This window comes from Marinobacter sp. UBA3604 (assembly GCF_002375325.1).
Lineage (GTDB): Bacteria > Pseudomonadota > Gammaproteobacteria > Pseudomonadales > Oleiphilaceae > Marinobacter > Marinobacter salarius.
Window position 1 is genome coordinate 23,483 of the sequence record NZ_DFMB01000009.1, and the last position, 19,565, is coordinate 43,047.

Here is a 19,565-nt window from a genome sequence, read left to right on the forward strand (position 1 = left end):
ATAACGGAGTAGTCGAGCGCACGAGATGGGACTTGTCTGCCAGTACACGCTGTAAATACGTCCCTGTACGCTCGACAAAAGCCATCCATGGCTTTTGACGGTCCTGGCAGACAAGTCCCACCCCGCACGCTCTTACGTAGCTGTATGATAGGTTCTAATACGAGTAAAAACCGTATTGTTATCGGAGTTTACAGTACCCCTTATCCTGGAGGCACACCATCAACACCCGTCATCGGAAGGCTCTGAAACTGGTTGTCGATTTTATCAGCCCTTACAAAAGGGCTGTTACCGGCGCTCTCGTGGCTCTGGTTATTACCGCCGGCATCACACTTGCCCTAGGTCAGGGCTTACGGATTCTGGTGGACCAGGGCCTTGCCACCCAGTCTCCCGCGATGTTGTCCAAAGCAGTCGGTCTGTTTTTTGTGCTGGTGATCGGACTGGCTATCGGCTCCTTTGCCCGCTTTTATCTTGTGTCCTGGATTGGCGAAAGGGTGGTGGCGGATATTCGAAAGCAGGTGTTTAACCATCTGATCGACCTTCACCCAGGTTTCTACGAGAAAAACCGAAGCCTGGAAATACAGTCGCGGTTTACCGCTGATACAACAGTGCTGCAATCCGTCATCGGCTCCACGGTCTCCATCGCGCTGCGCAACACCCTGATGCTGGTGGGCGGGCTGATCCTGCTCTTCATAACCAATGCCAAACTTGCCGGTATCATCATCCTCGGCTTCCCACTGGTGATCATTCCCATCCTGATCTATGGTCGCCGTGTGCGGCAGCTGTCCAGGCTGAGCCAGGACCGGGTCGCGGAAGTGGGCAGCTACGTGGGGGAGAACCTCACCCAGATCAAGACGGTGCAGGCGTTCAACCATCAGCCTCATGACCGCCGGTTTTTCTCACAGGTGGCGGAAAATGCCTTCGAGATTGCCCGTGTGAGGATTCGCCAGCGGGCCTGGCTGACCACCATCGCCATTACCCTGGTTATGGGTGCCATTGGCGTGGTGATCTGGATTGGCGGGCTGGATGTGATCTCAGGTCGTACCAGCCCGGGCGAGCTGGCGGCATTTGTATTCTACAGCCTGTTGGTGGGACTGGCTGCCGGCGCCATCAGTGAAGTGATTGGTGAGTTGCAGCGCGCAGCCGGGGCAGCGGCGCGGATTTTCGAGCTGCTGCAGACACCCAGTGAAATCCACAGTGAGACAAACGCCACCCAGGCTCTGCCCGACCCCCTTCGCGGCGATATCGAGATCAGCAATCTGACCTTTTCCTATCCGGCCCGTCGCGATATCGAGGTTCTGCAAAGCCTTTCACTTCACATCCAGGCAGGCGAAACCGTGGCACTGGTTGGTCCCTCTGGTGCTGGAAAGTCTACCTTGTTCGATCTGCTCTTGAGGTTCTATGACCCCGACACGGGGCGGATTCTTATCGACGGCGTTGACAGTCGTGAGTTAGCGCTTACAGACCTGCGCCAATGCTTTGCGCTGGTGCCACAGAACCCCGCGCTGTTTCACGGCACCATTGCCGATAACATCCGCTACGCCCGACCGGAGGCCAGCGACACTGCCATGGTGGAGGCCGCCAGGATTGCCCATGCCGATGAGTTTATCCGCAAACTGCCAAAAGGCTATGAAACGCCACTGGGCGATACGGGTCTCGGGCTATCGGGGGGGCAGAAGCAGCGGCTGGCGATTGCCCGCGCACTGCTTGCGGATGCACCTATACTGTTATTGGATGAGGCGACCAGCGCACTGGATGCAGAAAGCGAACACCTGATCCAGCAAGCCATGCCGGGACTGATGTCCAACCGCACGACATTGGTCATCGCACACCGGCTGGCCACCGTCAGGCACGCCGATCGTATCATTGTGATGGACGCCGGAATTATTCAGGATATCGGCAACCACGATGAACTTGTCGAACGGAATCCGCTGTACCGGAGACTTGCGGAACTTCAGTTCCGGGAGGACATTGGCGGCCGCAGTACGTAGAAACAACAGGGCCGGGTTTTCAAACCGGGCCATCATTTCGTGTATGCTGACAGTACCAAACCGAATTCGAGGAGAGGCAAAGTGACGAACAAAGAATTGCAGGCACTCAAAGAACGTTATGTCGCGGCCGGTGCTGCCAGCCCCAACGAGCAGTTTGCCGACCATGCGACCAATGCCGAGCTCTGGGATGCCGATGGCAAGCGTATGATCGACTTCGCCGGCGGCATTGGTGTACTGAATATCGGCCATCGTCACCCCAAAGTGGTTGAAGCGGTGAAGGCGCAGTTGGACAAGCTGATGCACACCTGCCAGACCGTCATGCCCTATGAGGGCTATGTGAAGCTGGCGCAGAAGCTCAGTGAAGTGGTTCCGGTAAAGGGCCACGCCAAGGTCATGCTGGCCAACTCCGGCGCAGAAGCCCTGGAAAACGCCATGAAGATCGCCCGCGCGGCAACCGGCAAAACCAATGTGATCTGCTTTGACGGCGGTTATCACGGCCGTACCTTCTACACCATGGCCATGAACGGCAAAGCCGCCCCGTACCAGACCGATTTCGGCCCGATGCCGGGCACCGTCTTCCGCGCCCCCTATCCGGTTCCCTATCACGGTGTCAGTGAGGATGAAGCGCTCCGTGGCCTGAAGATGGCCATGAAGGCCGATTCACCCGCCAGTGACACCGCCGCCATCGTGATTGAGCCGGTGTTGGGTGAAGGCGGTTTCTACGCCGCACCAGCCAGCTTCCTCAAAGAGATCCGCAAGATCTGCGATGAAAACGGCATCCTGATGATCGCGGATGAGGTTCAGAGCGGCTTTGGCCGGACTGGCAAGATGTTCGCCATCGAACACAGCGGTGTTGAGCCCGACATGATGACCATGGCCAAGAGTATGGCCGATGGCATGCCGATCTCAGCCATTGTCGGTACCGACAAGGTTATGGACTCGTCCGGCCCGAACTCCCTCGGCGGCACCTACACCGGCAGCCCGACGGCCTGTGCGGCAGCCCTGGCAGTATTTGACGTGTTCAAGGAAGAAGACATTCTGGGCAAGAGTCAGCGCCTGGGTGACACACTGCGCAAACGCTTTGATCAGTGGCAGGAACAGTTCCCCCACGTGGACAACGTGCGCAACCTCGGGCCCATGGCTGCCATTGAACTGGTCACCGACAAGACCAGCAAGGAACCGCGGGCAGACCTGGCGGCGGCCGTTACCAAGAAAGCCAAGGAAAATGGCCTGATCCTGCTGAGCTGCGGTATGTACGGCAATACCTTGCGTTTCCTGATGCCGGTCACTATCGAGGACAATATTCTTGAGGAAGGCCTGGCGATCGTTGAGCAGGCACTGAAAGAGGTGGGCTAACACCTTCTGGCAGGGTCATTAACACACCTGCCGCTGTATACCGGAACGCTGGTCAGTGTGAAGCTGACCAGCGTTTTTTATGGGCTCTATCCGTTCTAGATCAACTTCCTGATTTCCTTCCACAAGCGCCGATAGGCATCGGCGGCTGCGGATGACCGATCCATCAGTTCCACCGGCTGGCCACTCTCACCCATCTTCTCCACCACACTGGCATTGGGAATCAGCGCGTTCAGCCCATTCTCGAGGCGCTGTTTGCGATGGATCACCATCTCGCGATGCAGATTCTTGCGGCGGTCCACGATGGAGAAAAACGGGTGCAGACGACCGGGTTTGAGCTTCTTGTCCTTGGCGAAGGCCTGGAGCTGTTGCCAGCTATTCAGAGCGAGCCAGGTCGGAACCACCGGCACGAACACGCCATCGGCGGTTTTCAACACCTGCTCAGACAACCGCGACATCGAGGGCGGGCAATCCAGTACGACCAGGCTGGTTTCCTCCGATAGCGGGGCCAGCCAGTTTTTGAGGGTATTGGCGCTGTCGTCCTTATCCAGCCGGACATCAAGGTTGCGAAAACTGTTATGGGCCGGGATAAAATCGAGGTCAGGGTAGGCGCTGGCCCGAATGAATTTGCCGATGGGGGTCTTTCCATCCATCAGTGCAGCCAGTTTCCGACCCTTGATCTCGTCGGTTCCCGCCAGGTACCAGCTGGCCGCGCCCTGAGGGTCGAGATCCCATAGCAGGGTGGGAATGCCAGCCTGGCTGGCCAGGTAGGCAATGTTTACAGCCGCAGCGGTTTTACCGACACCGCCTTTAAGGCTGTAAAACGCAATGATCTTCATGCTTCCTCCTAAAGCCCCGTCAAAACACCGGCTGCAAGCTTAACCGATCCCACTGGCAGGCGTGTTTCAGTTTAGTGACACGTATTCAGAAGCTACGTAAATATTGCAACTCCTCCCCCTGACTACTCCCCGCAAACTGCCTGAAAGGATGTTTTGGCTAACGATTGAACACTTCATGTTGACGATGGACATCCACAACTGCCGTCAACAGCCAGCAGTGGCCATTGGATCGTCTCCACAACAAATACAAGACAGGAGCACACAATGATCTCCATACAACGCCTGGTAACCGGTGTCAGTCTCGGCCTGACACTTGCGTTGCCCATTAATACCGCCCACGCCGGTACCTTTGTCCATCTGTTCGAATGGAAGTGGAGCGATGTCGCCACTGAATGTGAACAGTTTCTTGGGCCCAAGGGTTACAGCGCCGTTCAGGTGTCACCGCCGCAGGAACACATTCAGGGCAGCGCCTGGTGGACGCGCTATCAACCGGTCAGCTACCAGCTCCAGAGCCGCAGTGGTAACGCCAACCAGTTCGCTAACATGGTTTCGCGCTGCAACGCGGCCGGAGTGGATGTTTACGTGGATGCAGTGATCAACCATACCGCCAATGGTACGGGAACCGGCACCGCCGGGTCCTATTACAGCAGCGATTCCCTGACCTATCCTATCTACAGTGGCAATGATTTCCACTCCGAATGCAGTATCAACGGCTCGGATTACAGTTCGGATGCCTGGCGCGTTCGCAATTGCCGACTCGTCGGCTTACCGGACCTGGATACCGGAAGCGGCTACGTGCGCGACACTCTGGCCGGCTATCTCAATCAGCTCACTTCGCTGGGTGTGAAGGGTATACGGGTGGATGCCGCCAAACATATGTCGCCCGGTGATATCGGCGCCGTCATCAATCAGGCCGGCGGCCCGCTGTACGTATTCCAGGAGGTGATCGACCTGGGTGGCGAAGCCGTCAGTGCCACTGAGTACACGGGTACGTCAGACGTCACCGAGTTCCGCTACAGCGCGTCCATCGGCAACGTCTTCAAGAACCAGCAACTGGCCAACCTCAACGCCTTTGGTGAGAGCTGGGGCTTCCTGTCCGGCGGTGATGCCGTTGTATTCACCGACAACCATGACAACCAACGTGGCCACGGTGCCGGTGGCAGCAATGTGTTGACCTACAAGGATGGTGATCTCTACAACCTGGCCAACGTGTTCATGCTGGGCTGGCCTTATGGCTACCCCAAGGTAATGTCGAGCTACGCATTTTCCAACGGTGACCAGGGCCCTCCAGCCCAAAACGTCTACCAGAACGGCACTGCTCAGTGCGGGTCCGCCTGGGTATGCGAACATCGCTGGGACTCCATTGCCAACATGGTTGCCTTCCGGGCTGAGACCGACGGCCAGGGCGTGAACAGCTGGTGGGACAATGGCAATAACCAGATTGCCTTTAGTCGGGGCAATAAGGGGTTCGTCGCCATCAACCGTGAAGGCAGCACACTGTCACGGACTTTCAGCACCGGGCTGGCCGATGGAAACTATCGCAATGTGGCTGGCAACGGTGCCTGCGTAACGGTGCAGAATGGCCAGGTGGCACTGACGGTACCGGCGATGGAGGCAGCGGCACTTCATAGCGGTGCCCCCTGTGACGGAAGCGATCCCAATCCGCCAACAGCAGAGACGGCATCCGTCACCTTCCAGTGCCAGAACGGCACTACCACCATGGGGCAAAGTGTGTACGTTACCGGCAACAACAATGCTTTGGGTAACTGGTCACCTACCGATGCGGTAAAACTGGATCCAACAGCCTACCCAACCTGGAGTGGGTCGATCAATCTACCAGCGGAGACCTCCATCGAGTGGAAATGCCTGAAGCGCAGCGAAACCGATCCCAGCGCCCAGCAGCAGTGGCAGTCAGGGGATAATAACCTGGTACAGACCGCAGGTGAGGGCACCAGCAGTTCCACTTCCGGTTCTTTCTGAAGCGCATCTGCCACTACCACACCAACTGAAACGGCCCGCATTAGCGGGCCGGTACCGCCGACCTCGGTTACTCACACTCACGGTTTCATCGTATACTGCCTGACGACTTTTTCGGTATGCTGGATTCCACCGGCATCACTTCCCCGAACGATCAGGCTGATTTATGACCGACCCGGAAATCCCATCTCCACCGACCCACAAGCCAAGGCCCTGGGTTGATCTACTCGTGAGTATCATCATTCCCTCCGTCATTCTGATGAAGTTGAGCGGGGATGAATATTTGGGCAGTGTCATGGCCCTGGTCATCGGGCTTGCGTTCCCCCTTGGATGGGGACTGTTCGAGTTGGTGCGCTATCGCAAGTACAACTTTATTGCGGTGCTCGGCATTGTCAGCGTCGGTTTGACCGGCGGTATCGGCCTGATGGAGCTGGATGCCGGCTGGCTGGCGATCAAGGAAGCGGCTGTTCCCGCCGTCATCGGTATTGCCGTGCTTGTTTCAACCCGTACACGCTATCCGCTGGTTAGAACGCTGCTGTACAACCCGTCCGTGCTGAACGTGGACAAGATTCAGGCGGTGCTGAAAGAAAACGGAAGTGAGGAAGAGTTCGAGGCCCGCCTGCTCAAGGCCAGCTATTTCTTCAGCCTGACCTTTCTGTTCTCCTCCATCATGAATTTCGTGCTGGCCAAGTGGATTGTCACCAGCCCGTCCGGAACCCAGGCGTTCAATGAAGAACTGGGCAGGATGACCCTGGTGAGTTATCCCATGATCGCTATTCCCTCGATGATCATGATGATCGCCATTTTCTACTACCTCTGGCGTTCCATTCGCCGGCTCACCGGCTACACCCTTGAGGATGTTATGGCGCCGCACCTTGCGGCCCAGCACGACAACAAGTCGTCTGACACATCCACAGGTAACGGTAGCTGACGCCAGTCAGAAATACTGAATTCCTCTAAATAACTGAATTATAAATAAAAAAGGCGACCATTAGGTCGCCTTTTTCGTATCCCCGGATAACCCGGGTCCGATCAAAAACCCGCCGTGATCACACGTCCAGGTTGGTCACTTCAAGCGCGTTACTCTGGATGAACAGGCGCCGTGGCTCGACGTCATCGCCCATCAGGGTGGTGAAGATCTGGTCCGCCGCAATGGCGTCCTCGATGGTGACCTTCATCATGCGACGAGTCTCCGGATCCATGGTGGTTTCCCACAACTGCTCCGGGTTCATCTCACCCAGCCCCTTATAGCGCTGGATGTTCAGGCCGCGTTGGGCTTCCTTCATCAGCCATTCCAGAGCGCCCTCGAATGACAGCACCGCCTGCTTGCGCTCGCCACGCTGGATATAAGCGCCGTCTTCGATCAAGCCGTCCAGTGTCTCACCCATCCTCGCGATGGCCGCGTAAGAGGACGACTCGAAGAACTCATGGCTGAACACGTGGTTATGGGGAATCCCGTGCACATAAATCACCACCTTCGGCAGGTAGAGATTGCGCTCGGTGTCCTTTTCCACCGAGAAGGTGTACTTGGTGCCGGTGCGAGTATCCAGCTGAAGGCCGTCACCCAGGCGAGCCACCCAACGAGCCACTTCTGCCTCTTCTTTGAGGTGTTCCGGCTTCAGTGTCACGTTATCCAGCATTTGTTGGAGTACCTTGGCCGGGTAGGCGCGGGACAGACGATCAATCATCGCCATCACCGCCTGGTAGTCCTTCACCATGGTTTCCAGAGCGGAATCCTTGATAGCCGGCGCTTCCGGATTGACATAGAGCTGGGCACCTTCCAGGGCGGTCTGGGTCAGGTACGCTTCCTTGGCTTTCTCGTCTTTCAGGTACTGCTCCTGCTTGCCACGCTTGACCTTGTACAGCGGCGGCATGGCAATGAACACATGGCCACGCTCAATGATTTCACGCATCTGACGGAACAGGAAGGTGAGTAGCAGCGTACGGATGTGGGAACCGTCCACGTCCGCATCGGTCATGATAATCAGGGAGTGGTAGCGGAGTTTTTCCGGATTGAATTCCTCTCGCCCGATGCCGCAGCCCAGCGCAGTAATGAGCGTACCCACTTCCGCCGAGGACAACATCTTGTCGAAGCGGGCCTTCTCCACGTTCAGAATCTTACCCTTGAGTGGCAGGATGGCCTGTGTCTTCCGATCGCGCCCCTGTTTGGCACTACCACCGGCGGAATCACCCTCCACTATGAACAGTTCGGAAAGAGCGGGGTCTTTTTCCTGACAGTCCGCCAACTTGCCCGGCAGACCGGCAATGTCCAGCGCCCCCTTGCGGCGCGTCATGTCACGGGCCTTGCGGGCCGCTTCACGGGCGCGGGCCGCTTCAATCATCTTGTTGACGATCAGCTTGGCCTCGTTGGGCTGCTCCTGCAGGAAGTCCGCAAAGGATTGATACAACTCCTGCTCAACCGCGGTTTTGACCTCGGAAGAAACCAGCTTGTCCTTGGTCTGGGACGAGAACTTGGGGTCAGGAACCTTCACGCTGATAATAGCCGTCAGACCTTCCCGAGCGTCATCACCGGACGTGCTGACCTTGGCCTTTTTGCCCAGGCCTTCGTGCTCAATATAGTTGTTGAGCGAACGGGTCAGGGCCGCACGGAACCCAGCGAGGTGGGTACCACCGTCGCGCTGCGGGATGTTGTTGGTAAACGTGTAGATATTTTCCTGGAAGGCATCGTTCCACTGCATGGCCACTTCCACCGCAATACCGTCTTCACGTTCCTTGATGAAATGAAACACGCGGTTGATCGGTGTCTTGTTGGAGTTCAGGTGCTCAACAAAGGCACGCAGGCCACCCTCGTATTCGAATACCTCTTCCTTGCCACTACGCTCATCCTGCAGGCGGATACGCACACCGCTGTTCAGGAACGCCAGCTCCCGCAGGCGTTTGGCCAAAATATCCCAGTGGAATTCAATGCTGGTAAACGTATCCGGGGATGGAATGAAGTGAACCTTCGTACCACTGGCGTCGGTGTCGCCAACCACATCGAGCGGCGCTTTTGGTACGCCGTTGTTGTAGGTTTGCTCGTAAACCTTGCCATCACGTCGAATAGTCAACGTAAGGGAGGAGGAGAGGGCGTTTACCACCGACACCCCAACACCGTGAAGCCCGCCTGAGACCTTGTAGCTGTTGTCATCAAACTTACCACCGGCATGGAGAACCGTCATGATAACTTCCGCAGCGGAGACACCTTCTTCCTTGTGAAGGTCGACCGGAATACCACGGCCGTTATCCCTGACCGTGACTGATTCGTCCGGATGGATGATCACCCCGATTTCAGAACAGTGCCCAGCCAACGCCTCGTCAATGGAGTTGTCCACCAACTCAAAGACCATGTGATGCAGGCCCGTGCCATCATCAGTGTCACCGATATACATGCCGGGCCGCTTCCGAACGGCATCCAGTCCTTTCAATACCTTGATGCTTGAGGAGTTGTAGTTCGATTCACTCATTAGGGTACTCCTGAAGGGTGATTTCCCGGCGTGAAGCCATTGCCGCTGTTATTTTAGAGCGATGAAAGTGGATCATCCGGGTTCCTGTTCTTCCGTCAATTTGCCATGTTCCACGTGGAACAATCTGTATTCCGGCATGGTGTGCCGCCATAATTCATCCGGCCTGGGCGCCTCTATCGATGTCACAAACACCTGACATCGTAATTCGTAGAGCTTTTGGGCAAGCATGGCCCTGTGGACGACATCCAGCTCTGCATTGATATCGTCCAGCAAAAAGGTAACCTGCTTTCCAAGATCGCTCAGCACCATGCCTTGTGCGATCTTCATCAAAATGACCAACGTCTTTTGCTGGCCCCGGGAGAAGGTCTCCGCCACCGGCCTTCCCTGGTATCGCAAGCGGATGTCAGCCCGATTGGGACCGTACAGGGTATGGCCCATTTTCTGTTCCTGCTCCCGGTGGGAACGTAGTACCTCGACCAGGGGTTGGCTGGCGTCCCAGCCCACGTAATAGTCCAGCTTAAGCCCATCAACCCAGGGGGCGTCTATCTCACCGAGTAAACTGTAAAAAGCCTTGGTAAAAAGCCGAAAGGTTTCGTTCCGGGCTTGCGTCAATCGCTCTGCCAACTCCGTATACTGTGAATCCCAGACCTTCATCAGAGCGTCATCTATTCTACCATTTCTCAGGATCTGATTCCGCTGTGACGTCACTCTTTGACACTGCTGCCACAACGAAGCAAACGAAGGTTCCACGTGGAACACTGCCCAATCGAGAAACTGCCGGCGTTTTCCGGGTCCGCCGGCAACAATATCAAACACCCCCGGATCGATAACCGAGACGGGCAGATGCCGGGCAAGCGATGACAGGTTACGAACTGCTTCCCCATCCACTCTAAGCGTGGTTTCTTTAGCGGTCACATCCCTGGAGATGCCCACACGATGGTTAAGCTCTCCAACCGGTGATTGTTCCCCTCCCGACATTCCCTGATCCAGGCCACCGAACACCGTCAGTTTGTGTTGGCCGTGGCTAACCACCGCCTGATGTCTACTTACCCGGAATGAGCGGCCAAGCCCCAGGTAGCCAATGGCTTCCAGAACGCTGGTTTTTCCACTGCCGTTGGCGCCATATAGCAAATTAATGGAAGGTGAGAAACTGACCGGCGCAGGCGAGAGATTGCGGAAATGTTCCGATTGAAGTTTAACAAGCGCCATAGGTCACGATAGGTTATTAACCAGCAGGAGACGGGGACAAAAAAGGCAGCGTGCCTTACCGACAACGCTGCCCCAGTGTACAAAACCTCGCGGGTGAACGCGATTAATGCAGCATGTTCAACCGCTCGTCCATGAAGACATCCATTTCCGGCGCCAGTATGTGAACGTAACGATCGAAATACAGGAACTGTTTCAACAAGAGCGCAAACTCTCTTGGAAAATGCAGCCCATGGCCCTCACCAATCCGTACCATATCCATCAGGATGTTGTTCACGTCATCCTCGGCTTGTTCAGCCTGATAGGGCACTTCATCCGGCACCATGGTGTCCATTTGCTGGTAAAGGCGCCGCAAGTCGGCTGCCAGTTCAGCCACCTGAACCTTTTGATGGGTGATACCGATACGAATCATCGCGTCGGCCATGCCTTCAAAATTGCCGACCATGACCGTTGAAATAAAATCGCTGACGGCCTGCCAGGTATCCGGACGGATGCGACCGACAATACCGAAATCAATAAAACCAACCCGGCCGTCTTTCAACACCATCAGATTGCCCGCATGAACATCGGCGTGGAAAAACTCACACTGGGTGAGGCTGGAAAACCAGGTGTTCATTGCCGTAATCAGCGTGCGCTCCGGATCCCGCGCGTAACCCCGGATGCTTTCAAGATCCGTCAGAGGTACACCGTGGAAACGCTCCATGGTAAGAATGCGACGAGTACTGCAGCTTTCGTAGACCCGTGGCACGGTAGCATCTTCATTGTGGGTGTTATGGAGAAATTCCCGGAACACCTTTAGGTTGTTCGCCTCCTTGATGAAGTCGCATTCCTCCAGCATGGTGCGCTGGATTTCCTCCACGATTCCGGACAACGAAGTCCAGGATAGTTTGGGCGCTAGTGTCTCCAGAATTTTCGCCGACAGGTACAGGAAATTGAGATCCGTCAGCAGAATGTTTTCCACACCCGGCTTTTGCACCTTGATCACCACATCCTCACCGGTAACCAGCTTTGCGGCGTGAACCTGTGCAATCGATGCCGATGCCAAAGCCACCGGGTCAATGTCAGAGTATACGTCTTCGATTGGTCGGCCCAGTTCGTCCCGGATAATTTTCCGGATCACACTGAATGGCAGGCTTGGGGTACGGTCCAGACAGTATTGGAATTCCTCCACGTATTCCTTGGGGAAAAACGTGGGGGAGCTGGCAATAAACTGGCCGAGCTTGATGTAGGTGGCACCCAGGGATTCAAACGTCTGCCTGAGCAACCTCGGCGCGGGCGGTCGATCTCCCCGCACCCAATTCACTCCAGCGCGTCCCAACACCGATACGGTCTGACCGATTCGAAAGGCACCCTTGAGGCTGTTCGTCACCGTTCCCATGACTCTCTTCCTTACTGATCCGGTAAATATCTGGCGGCCACAACCAATCCGGCGGACCTACAGCCGCATCGGCATGACGACATAGAGGCAGCGATTGTCGTTCTCCGCCTCAATCAACGCACTGCTATTGGGATTCGCCAGGGTTATCTTGACCTGATCCTCATCCAGCGCGTTCATCACATCCACCAGGTAGCCTACATTAAAGCCAATCTGAAGTGATTCGCCCTGATACTCGACCGGCAGCGCGTCTTCGGCCTGTTCCTGATCCGGGTTGTTGGCAAATACCTGCAACTCGTTGGGCGCCAGGTTCAGGCGTACGCCACGGATGTTTTCATGGGATAGAATGCCGGCGCGCTGGAGTGTGTTCTTGAGGGTAGCGCGATCCGCCAGGACAACTTTATCCCCACCGCGGGGAATGACCCGGTTATAGTCCGGGAACTTGCCTTCAATCAACTTCGAGGTAAAGGTATAAGAGCCTACCGTCGCGCGCAGATGATTGTCTCCGATCACCAGGGTCACCGGGGTTTCCACATCATCCAGCAAGCGCGCCAGTTCCAGCACACCCTTACGCGGCACAATCACCTGGCGGGGTTCCGGGCAGCCGGTGGGCAAATCAAAATGCGCCATGGCCAGGCGATGGCCATCAGTAGCCACAGTGCGAACGTGATCCTTGTCGACTTCCAGCAACAGCCCGTTCAGGTAATAGCGAACATCCTGTTGAGCCATTGCAAAAGCAGTGGCGTCGAACATTCGGCTGAGTTCTTTCTGGGGCAGTTCCAGGCCGAAACTTTCCGCATCATCCTCAACGTTGGGAAAATGCTCCGCCGGCAAGGTCGACAGCGTAAAGTGGCTGGCGCCACAACGCAGATGCAGGCGGTCGCCCTCCAACGCCAACTCGATAGGCGCCTCATCACCCAACGCCCGGCATATATCAGACAGTTTCCGCGCCGGAACTGTAATGCGGCCTGGCTGGTCAACGTGCACCGGTGACACCCGGCCCACCAGTTCCACTTCCATATTGGTACCAGTCAGCGTGAGGGTATTATCCTCGGCCACCAGCAACACGTTGGAGAGAACGGGCATTGTCTGTTTTCGCTCCACCACACCGGCAATGGACTGAAGGGGGGTGAGCAGAGATTCTCGGCTGATCGTCAGTTTCATGGCACTCAGCATTCTTTTATTGGAAGGTGAATGTGTATTGGCTGCCGCTAACCCGGTCAGGTTGTCAGTAGCCGCATAAAGTTCTGATAATCCTCTCGGATGCCAGGATCCGTTTCCTGCAGCTCTACAATCTTTTTGCAGGCATGCAATACCGTGGTGTGATCACGGCCACCAAACGCATCGCCAATTTCCGGCAGGCTGTGATTGGTCAATTCCTTGGCCAGGGACATGGCAACCTGTCTTGGCCGGGTCACAGTGCGGGTACGCCGTTTTGACAACAAATCGGCCACCTTGATCTTGTAGTACTCCGCCACCGTGCGCTGGATATTATCGATGCTGACCTGCTTTTCATGCAGCGCCAACAGATCCTTGAGGCTTTCCCGGATAAACGGCGGGGTGATCTCCGAACCAGTGAAGTGAGCATTCGCTATCACTAGGCGCAGCGCCCCTTCTAGTTCACGAACGTTCGATCGAATTTTTTGCGCGATGAAAAACGCCGCCTCGCTGCTGAGTTTGACGTTCACCTGCTCCGCCTTTTTCATCAGGATGGCGACCCTGGTCTCCAGCTCCGGTGGCTCTACCATCACGGTCAGGCCCCAGCCGAAACGGGATTTAAGGCGCTCTTCCATATCCACAATTTCTTTCGGAAAGCGGTCACAGGTCACAATAACCTGCTGTCCGCCTTCCAGTAACGCATTGAAAGTGTGGAAGAATTCTTCCTGAGAGCGCTCCTTGCGGGCGAAAAACTGAATATCGTCTATCAACAATGCGTCCACAGAGCGGTAATAGCGCTTGAACTCATTGATGGCGTTTAACTGAAGTGCCTTCACCATATCCGCCACAAAACGCTCGGAGCGAAGATAGGCCACCTTGGCTCTCGGGTTGCGCCGTACAATGTCATTACCAATGGCATGCATCAGGTGGGTCTTACCCAGACCCACACCACCATACAAAAACAGTGGGTTATAAGCTCCACCAGGGTTCTCCGCCACCTGCATCGAGGCCGCCCGGGCCAACTGGTTCGATTTACCCTCCACAAACGTGTCAAAGGTAAAGCCTTCGTTCAGGAAACTCTGGTGCTTGATGTCACCCTCAACCTGAACCGAACGTCGTTCGCTGGTGCTCTTGGCCTTCACCGAAGGCGTGGTCACTGTGGCCGCAACGCCTTTCTCTTCTTCCGTTACCCGGCTACCCGCTTCTTCCTGCTCGGCGGCCACACCACTGACCGCGTTCTCGGAACGGACCACCAGGTCAGATGACCGTGGCGCGGAACCCACCTTCATATCAATCCGAGGTGCCTGGCCACCGTGCAGATCCTTCAGGACTTCTTCAATTCTTCTGAGGTATTTTTCGTTCACCCAGTCCATGACGAACCGATTGGGTGCGAACAGCATCAACTGACCCTCGCGGTGATCCGACTGCAAGGGTCTAAGCCAGGTGTTGAATTGCTGAGCGGGAAACTCGTCCCGGAGTACTTCCAGACACTGATGCCATATGTTGTTCGGCACGACAGTCTTGCCTCCGATGCCTCAGAAATTTCTCGTCACGGATCTCCATGACCCGACGAAAGAGATGACCAAGGATTCTAACCTGAGGGCCTCCCGAGTGAAAGAGCCAAACGCATTTAATAAACAGCCTGTGGAAATTTATTTTCTTTTATTTCAATTTTTTACAGACTTACCTACAGGCTTGTGTACAGAAATATCGTGCATAAAAAGTTACCCACAGACCTGTGTGTACAAAGCGCTCTCAACCCTGTGGACGACACCCCGATGTTCGGTGGATAAATCGCGATCTGAGCAAACCTCCAACTTACCCACATTTCCTGCCTCGGATATACACAGGCCTCATCCCCACTTCTCAACCACTTTATGAACCATCCAATCCACTGTTTCCAAATCAATTCCATCGGTTTTCCACAGAAAAAGGCCTGCCTAATAACAGTAATAATAATCCTTAAAGAGAATACAAAAAGACCTAATGAATTTATTACCTGAACCGTGAATCAGCGGAGATGGAAATAACCCGACACTGGTCTCGAATAACCATTGAATTCCACCGCCACATTGCATAGAATGCCGCTCCTGTTTTGGCTGTTCATTTTCCAGCCAACGATTGAATTTCCAACATCTGTAATGTGAGACCGACACCATGAAAAGAACGTTTCAACCAAGCGTACTGAAGCGTAAGCGCGTTCACGGTTTCCGTGCCCGCATGGCAACCGCCAACGGCCGTAAGGTAATTTCCCGTCGTCGCGCCAAGGGCCGTGCCCGTCTGTCTGCATAAGACATTGACCGCCTGATGAAGGCTTTGACCTTTCCAAAATCGTCCCGGCTGCTCAAGCCATCCGATTACGGCAAAGTCTTCGATGACGTACAGTTAAGGGTTCCGCACCGACATTTCCTGATCCTGGCCACACCCAATACTCTGGGGCACGCCAGGATTGGGTTGGTGTTTTCAAAGAAGAATCTCAAACTGGCTGTACAACGAAACCGCGTTAAACGCCGGGTTCGGGAAACCTTCAGGCACGAACGGGAATACCCTGCCCTGGACATCGTGGTTCTTGGACGGCGAGGATTGACGGAGCTTGATAATGCCGCGCTCAATGCTACCTTGACGGAGCTCTGGGCACGCCTCAGGAAGAAAAACCGCCAGCTCCAGAAACCAACCACATCGGAACTTTCCGGTACCGGCAAAGGAACGGGTTAATGCGCAAACTGCTGCTCCTGCCCATCCGAGTCTACCAGTACGCGATCAGCCCGATGATGGCCAGTCATTGCCGTCACTACCCCACTTGTTCCCAATACGCTGTCGAAGCCATCACCGCCCACGGCGCCATTAGAGGCCTTTTTCTTTCGGTCAAACGTCTAATGAGGTGTCATCCATGGGCAAAAGGCGGGTATGATCCCGTTCCGGGCACTGACGTTCGCACTGAGGTAGTACCTTCCATCTGCTGCGGGCCGGCCAGCCAAACCCATAACGCTAACCAGACCAAACAGTAAGTTTATGGATATTCAACGCATTGTATTATTTGCCGGCCTTGCCATTGTCAGTTACATGATGGTGCTTGCCTGGAATGAAGACTATAACCAGCCGCAGACCCAACCCGCTACGGAACAGGCCAGTACCAGTACCCAGCCTGCCTCGACGGATGACATGACTCTCCCGAGCGAGAGCGCCAGTGGCCCGGATACCTCAAGCGAAGAATTCACCACTCCGGAAGGCGATGGCCAGACAATCTCGGCCTCGGAGACATCCTCCGTTTCTGCCAGTGATCAACTCATCACCGTGCGTACCGATGTCTACGAACTCAAGATCGACCGTGTAGGCGGTAATCTGATTGAAAGTTCTTTGTTACAGCACGACCGGTCCCTCGACAGTGAAGAATCACTGAGGCTGTTGACCAATACCAGCAAGCGCACCTACATCATGGAAAGCGGGCTGATCGGCCGCGATGGCATTGACAGCAAACGCAACGGCGGCGCTCCGGTGTACAACGCGTCGGCGTCAGAATACGAACTGCAGGAGGGTGAGAATACACTGACGGTCGATCTCACCTTCACCACGGACAACAATGTCGAAGTCACCAAACAGTATCTGTTTAGCCGTGACAGCTATGAGATTGATGTTCGTTACCAGATCAACAACCAGTCCGATAGCGTCTGGCAGGCAAACATGACGGGCAAGATTGTCCGTGATCAGGCACCGGACCCAACCGCCCAGAATAGCCTGGGCATACGTGCTTTCCTGGGCATGGTGGTCAGTTCGCCAGAAGATCCTTACGAGAAGTTCGATTTTGACGATCTCTCCGAGAACCCGATCAACCAATCAGTGACCAATGGCTGGTTGGCCTTCCTCCAGCATTACTTCCTGGCGGCCTGGGTGCCCGAACGTGATCAGCCGGCCCAGTTCCAGTCCACTCGTCGTGGCCCGCTCTATGTCATGGGCTTTGTGTATCCCGCGACCGTCGTGGAGCCGGGTCAAACCAGCGAAGTGTCCGCCAAGGCCTATGTCGGTCCCAAGATCATTGAGCGCCTTGAGAACGTTGCCCCGAACCTCGACCGGACGGTTGATTTCGGCTTCCTGTTCTTCATTGCCCTGCCATTGTTCATTATTCTCGACTGGTTCCACGGGCTGGTTGGCAACTGGGGTGTGGCTATCATCCTGCTGACAGTCCTGGTCAAGGCGGTGTTCTTCAAACTGTCGGCGACCAGTTACCGGTCCATGGCAAGAATGCGTGCGGTAGCTCCCCAGCTGACACGGTTGAAAGAACTGTATGGCGATGATCGCCAGCGCATGTCCCAGGAAATGATGGCGTTGTACAAACGGGAGAAGATAAACCCGTTGGGTGGCTGCCTGCCGATACTGGTACAGATGCCGGTCTTTATATCCCTGTACTGGGTGCTGTTTGAAAGTGTCCAGTTGAGACATGCTCCCTTCATGCTGTGGATCCAGGATCTGTCGGTCATGGACCCCTATTTCATCCTGCCTATCCTGATGGGTGCCAGCATGATGTTGCAGATGAGTCTGAACCCGACACCACCGGACCCGATGCAGGCGAAGATCATGAAGCTGATGCCGCTGATCTTTACCGTGTTCTTCCTCTGGTTCCCGGCAGGCCTGGTTCTGTACTGGTTGGTCAACAACATCCTGTCCATCAGCCAGCAGTGGTACATTACCCGCAAGATTGAAGCAGAAGTTGCGGCCAAGAAGAGCTGACCGGTCATCCAACGGTTCCAGTGATTGCGGAGGCTCCTTTTGGGAGCCTCTGTTATTTCAGGGGCCCCAATGGGCAAGGGGGAAGGGGAAAGTAACGATGTTTTATGCCACCGATACCATTGCAGCAATTGCCACGGCCCCGGGCCAGTCCGGGGTGGGTATTGTTCGGGTATCTGGCCCGCAGGCAACGGCCATTGCGCGCCAGATGCTGGGGTTCGAGCCCAGGCCGCGTTACGCACACTATGGTCCGTTCCTGGACACTCGGGGGGAACTGATCGACGAAGGTATCGGGCTGTATTTTCCCAATCCCCATTCGTTTACCGGCGAGGATGTGTTTGAGCTCCAGGGCCACGGTGGCACCGTTATTCTCGACCTGCTGTTGAGAACGGTGTGCGAACTTGGGGCTCGCCTGGCCCGGCCCGGAGAATTTTCAGAACGGGCTTTCCTGAACGACAAACTGGACCTGACCCAGGCCGAGGCTATCGCCGACCTGATTGAAAGCAGTTCGGAGCAGGCAGCGCGCTGTGCGGTGCGTTCCCTGCAAGGCGTATTCTCCCGCAGAATTGACGCCCTGGTTGAGGCTGTTACCCACCTACGGATATATGTCGAGGCTGCGATCGATTTCCCGGAAGAGGAAATCGATTTCCTGGCTGACGGCAAAGTGGCGAACGACCTGCAGCTCATTACCCAGGACCTGGATGTTATCCTTGAGGAAGCCCAGCAAGGCACTATTCTACGAGATGGTATGAAGGTGGTGATTGCCGGGCGTCCCAATGCTGGCAAGTCCAGTCTGCTCAATGCCCTGGCGGGACGGGAGGCGGCCATTGTGACCGCAGTTGAAGGCACCACCCGGGATGTGTTGCGCGAACACATCCACATTGATGGCATGCCCCTGCACATCATCGATACCGCCGGCCTGCGGGACAGCCCCGACGAAGTGGAACAGATCGGGATTGCCAGGGCCTGGGACGAGATTCGTCAGGCCGACCGTATATTATTGATGGTAGATGCCACCACCACACCGGAAACTGAACCCCATCAACTGTGGCCAGACTTTATCGACCAGTTACCACCCGGCGCGCCCCTGACCGTCATCCGCAACAAGGTGGACCTGACTGGCGAACCAGCGGGCATCGAGCAACTGGACGCCAGTGCCGCGCCGGTGGTGCGCATTGCGGCCAAGTCAGCGGACGGTCTGGAAGTGCTGCGCGATCATCTGAAGCAGTGTATGGGATTTGCCAGTACCACCGAAGGCGGCTTTATCGCCCGGCGTCGTCACCTGGATGCCCTTGAGCGGGCCCGCGTTTCCCTGCTGCAGGGCGAGGACCAGTTACAGGGCTATGGAGCCGGTGAACTGTTAGCAGAGGACCTTCGTGCTGCCCAGGATTCTCTGGGAGAAATCACTGGTGTAATGACGCCTGATGACTTACTGGGGAAAATCTTCAGCAGTTTTTGCATCGGCAAATAAGCCTCAAAAGAA

15 protein-coding genes are annotated in these 19,565 nt (G+C 55.7%); 9 read left to right on the forward strand and 6 right to left on the reverse strand.

Going from position 1 to position 19,565, the window contains the following annotated elements; translation table 11 throughout:
- Window positions 1-242: 242 nt before the first annotated feature.
- Complete coding sequence (locus B2590_RS01995; protein ID WP_286810740.1) at window positions 243-1,988, forward strand: ABC transporter transmembrane domain-containing protein; 1,746 nt, start codon at window positions 243-245, stop codon at window positions 1,986-1,988.
- Window positions 1,989-2,069: 81 nt separating this feature from the next.
- On the forward strand, window positions 2,070-3,344 hold the full coding sequence (gene gabT / locus B2590_RS02000) for a 4-aminobutyrate--2-oxoglutarate transaminase (RefSeq protein WP_007152976.1): 1,275 nt from the start codon (window positions 2,070-2,072) through the stop codon (window positions 3,342-3,344).
- A 95-nt stretch (window positions 3,345-3,439) separates the two neighbouring features.
- Here gabT and B2590_RS02005 read toward each other — a convergent pair whose 3' ends face one another.
- Window positions 3,440-4,180, reverse strand: a complete 741-nt coding sequence (locus B2590_RS02005) for a ParA family protein (protein ID WP_036211769.1) — start codon at window positions 4,178-4,180, stop codon at window positions 3,440-3,442.
- 264 nt (window positions 4,181-4,444) lie between these two features.
- Between B2590_RS02005 and B2590_RS02010 the strand changes: the two genes are divergently transcribed.
- Entirely contained in the window at window positions 4,445-6,160 is a 1,716-nt protein-coding gene (locus B2590_RS02010; RefSeq protein WP_286810726.1) for a carbohydrate-binding module family 20 domain-containing protein, read from the forward strand.
- 163 nt (window positions 6,161-6,323) lie between these two features.
- Window positions 6,324-7,088 carry a VC0807 family protein gene (locus tag B2590_RS02015; protein WP_228210630.1) on the forward strand — a complete coding sequence of 255 codons (765 nt, stop codon included), beginning with the start codon at window positions 6,324-6,326 and terminating at the stop codon, window positions 7,086-7,088.
- A gap of 118 nt (window positions 7,089-7,206) precedes the next feature.
- On the opposite strand, the gene gyrB is transcribed toward B2590_RS02015, so the two are convergent.
- The 5 genes from gyrB to dnaA form a co-directional block, all read right to left on the reverse strand.
- Window positions 7,207-9,621 carry a DNA topoisomerase (ATP-hydrolyzing) subunit B gene (gyrB, locus tag B2590_RS02020; RefSeq protein WP_036211765.1) on the reverse strand — a complete coding sequence of 805 codons (2,415 nt, stop codon included), beginning with the start codon at window positions 9,619-9,621 and terminating at the stop codon, window positions 7,207-7,209.
- 72 nt (window positions 9,622-9,693) lie between these two features.
- Complete coding sequence (gene recF / locus B2590_RS02025; RefSeq protein WP_286810727.1) at window positions 9,694-10,830, reverse strand: DNA replication/repair protein RecF; 1,137 nt, start codon at window positions 10,828-10,830, stop codon at window positions 9,694-9,696.
- Between the two features lie 103 nt (window positions 10,831-10,933).
- Window positions 10,934-12,205: an ABC1 kinase family protein gene (locus B2590_RS02030; protein WP_036211759.1), complete on the reverse strand. Its 1,272-nt coding sequence runs from the start codon at window positions 12,203-12,205 to the stop codon at window positions 10,934-10,936.
- A gap of 57 nt (window positions 12,206-12,262) precedes the next feature.
- Window positions 12,263-13,366 (reverse strand): DNA polymerase III subunit beta, encoded by a 1,104-nt coding sequence (dnaN, locus tag B2590_RS02035; RefSeq protein WP_036211756.1) that lies wholly within the window; start codon window positions 13,364-13,366, stop codon window positions 12,263-12,265.
- 56 nt (window positions 13,367-13,422) lie between these two features.
- Window positions 13,423-14,874: a chromosomal replication initiator protein DnaA gene (gene dnaA, locus B2590_RS02040; RefSeq protein ID WP_036211752.1), complete on the reverse strand. Its 1,452-nt coding sequence runs from the start codon at window positions 14,872-14,874 to the stop codon at window positions 13,423-13,425.
- A gap of 643 nt (window positions 14,875-15,517) precedes the next feature.
- Between dnaA and rpmH the strand changes: the two genes are divergently transcribed.
- The 5 genes from rpmH (at window position 15,518) to mnmE (ending at window position 19,553) form a co-directional block, all read left to right on the forward strand.
- Window positions 15,518-15,652, forward strand: coding sequence for a 50S ribosomal protein L34 (rpmH, locus tag B2590_RS02045; RefSeq protein WP_008172542.1), 135 nt, complete (start codon window positions 15,518-15,520; stop codon window positions 15,650-15,652).
- A 15-nt stretch (window positions 15,653-15,667) separates the two neighbouring features.
- On the forward strand, window positions 15,668-16,075 hold the full coding sequence (rnpA, locus tag B2590_RS02050) for a ribonuclease P protein component (protein WP_036211748.1): 408 nt from the start codon (window positions 15,668-15,670) through the stop codon (window positions 16,073-16,075).
- On the forward strand, window positions 16,075-16,368 hold the full coding sequence (yidD, locus tag B2590_RS02055; protein ID WP_036211745.1) for a membrane protein insertion efficiency factor YidD: 294 nt from the start codon (window positions 16,075-16,077) through the stop codon (window positions 16,366-16,368). Before rnpA ends, yidD begins: the two co-directional genes overlap by 1 nt.
- Window positions 16,369-16,372: 4 nt before the next feature.
- Window positions 16,373-18,085, forward strand: coding sequence for a membrane protein insertase YidC (gene yidC, locus B2590_RS02060; RefSeq protein ID WP_036211742.1), 1,713 nt, complete (start codon window positions 16,373-16,375; stop codon window positions 18,083-18,085).
- Window positions 18,086-18,182: 97 nt separating this feature from the next.
- Complete coding sequence (gene mnmE, locus B2590_RS02065; protein WP_273064120.1) at window positions 18,183-19,553, forward strand: tRNA uridine-5-carboxymethylaminomethyl(34) synthesis GTPase MnmE; 1,371 nt, start codon at window positions 18,183-18,185, stop codon at window positions 19,551-19,553.
- The last annotated feature ends 12 nt before the right edge of the window (window positions 19,554-19,565 follow it).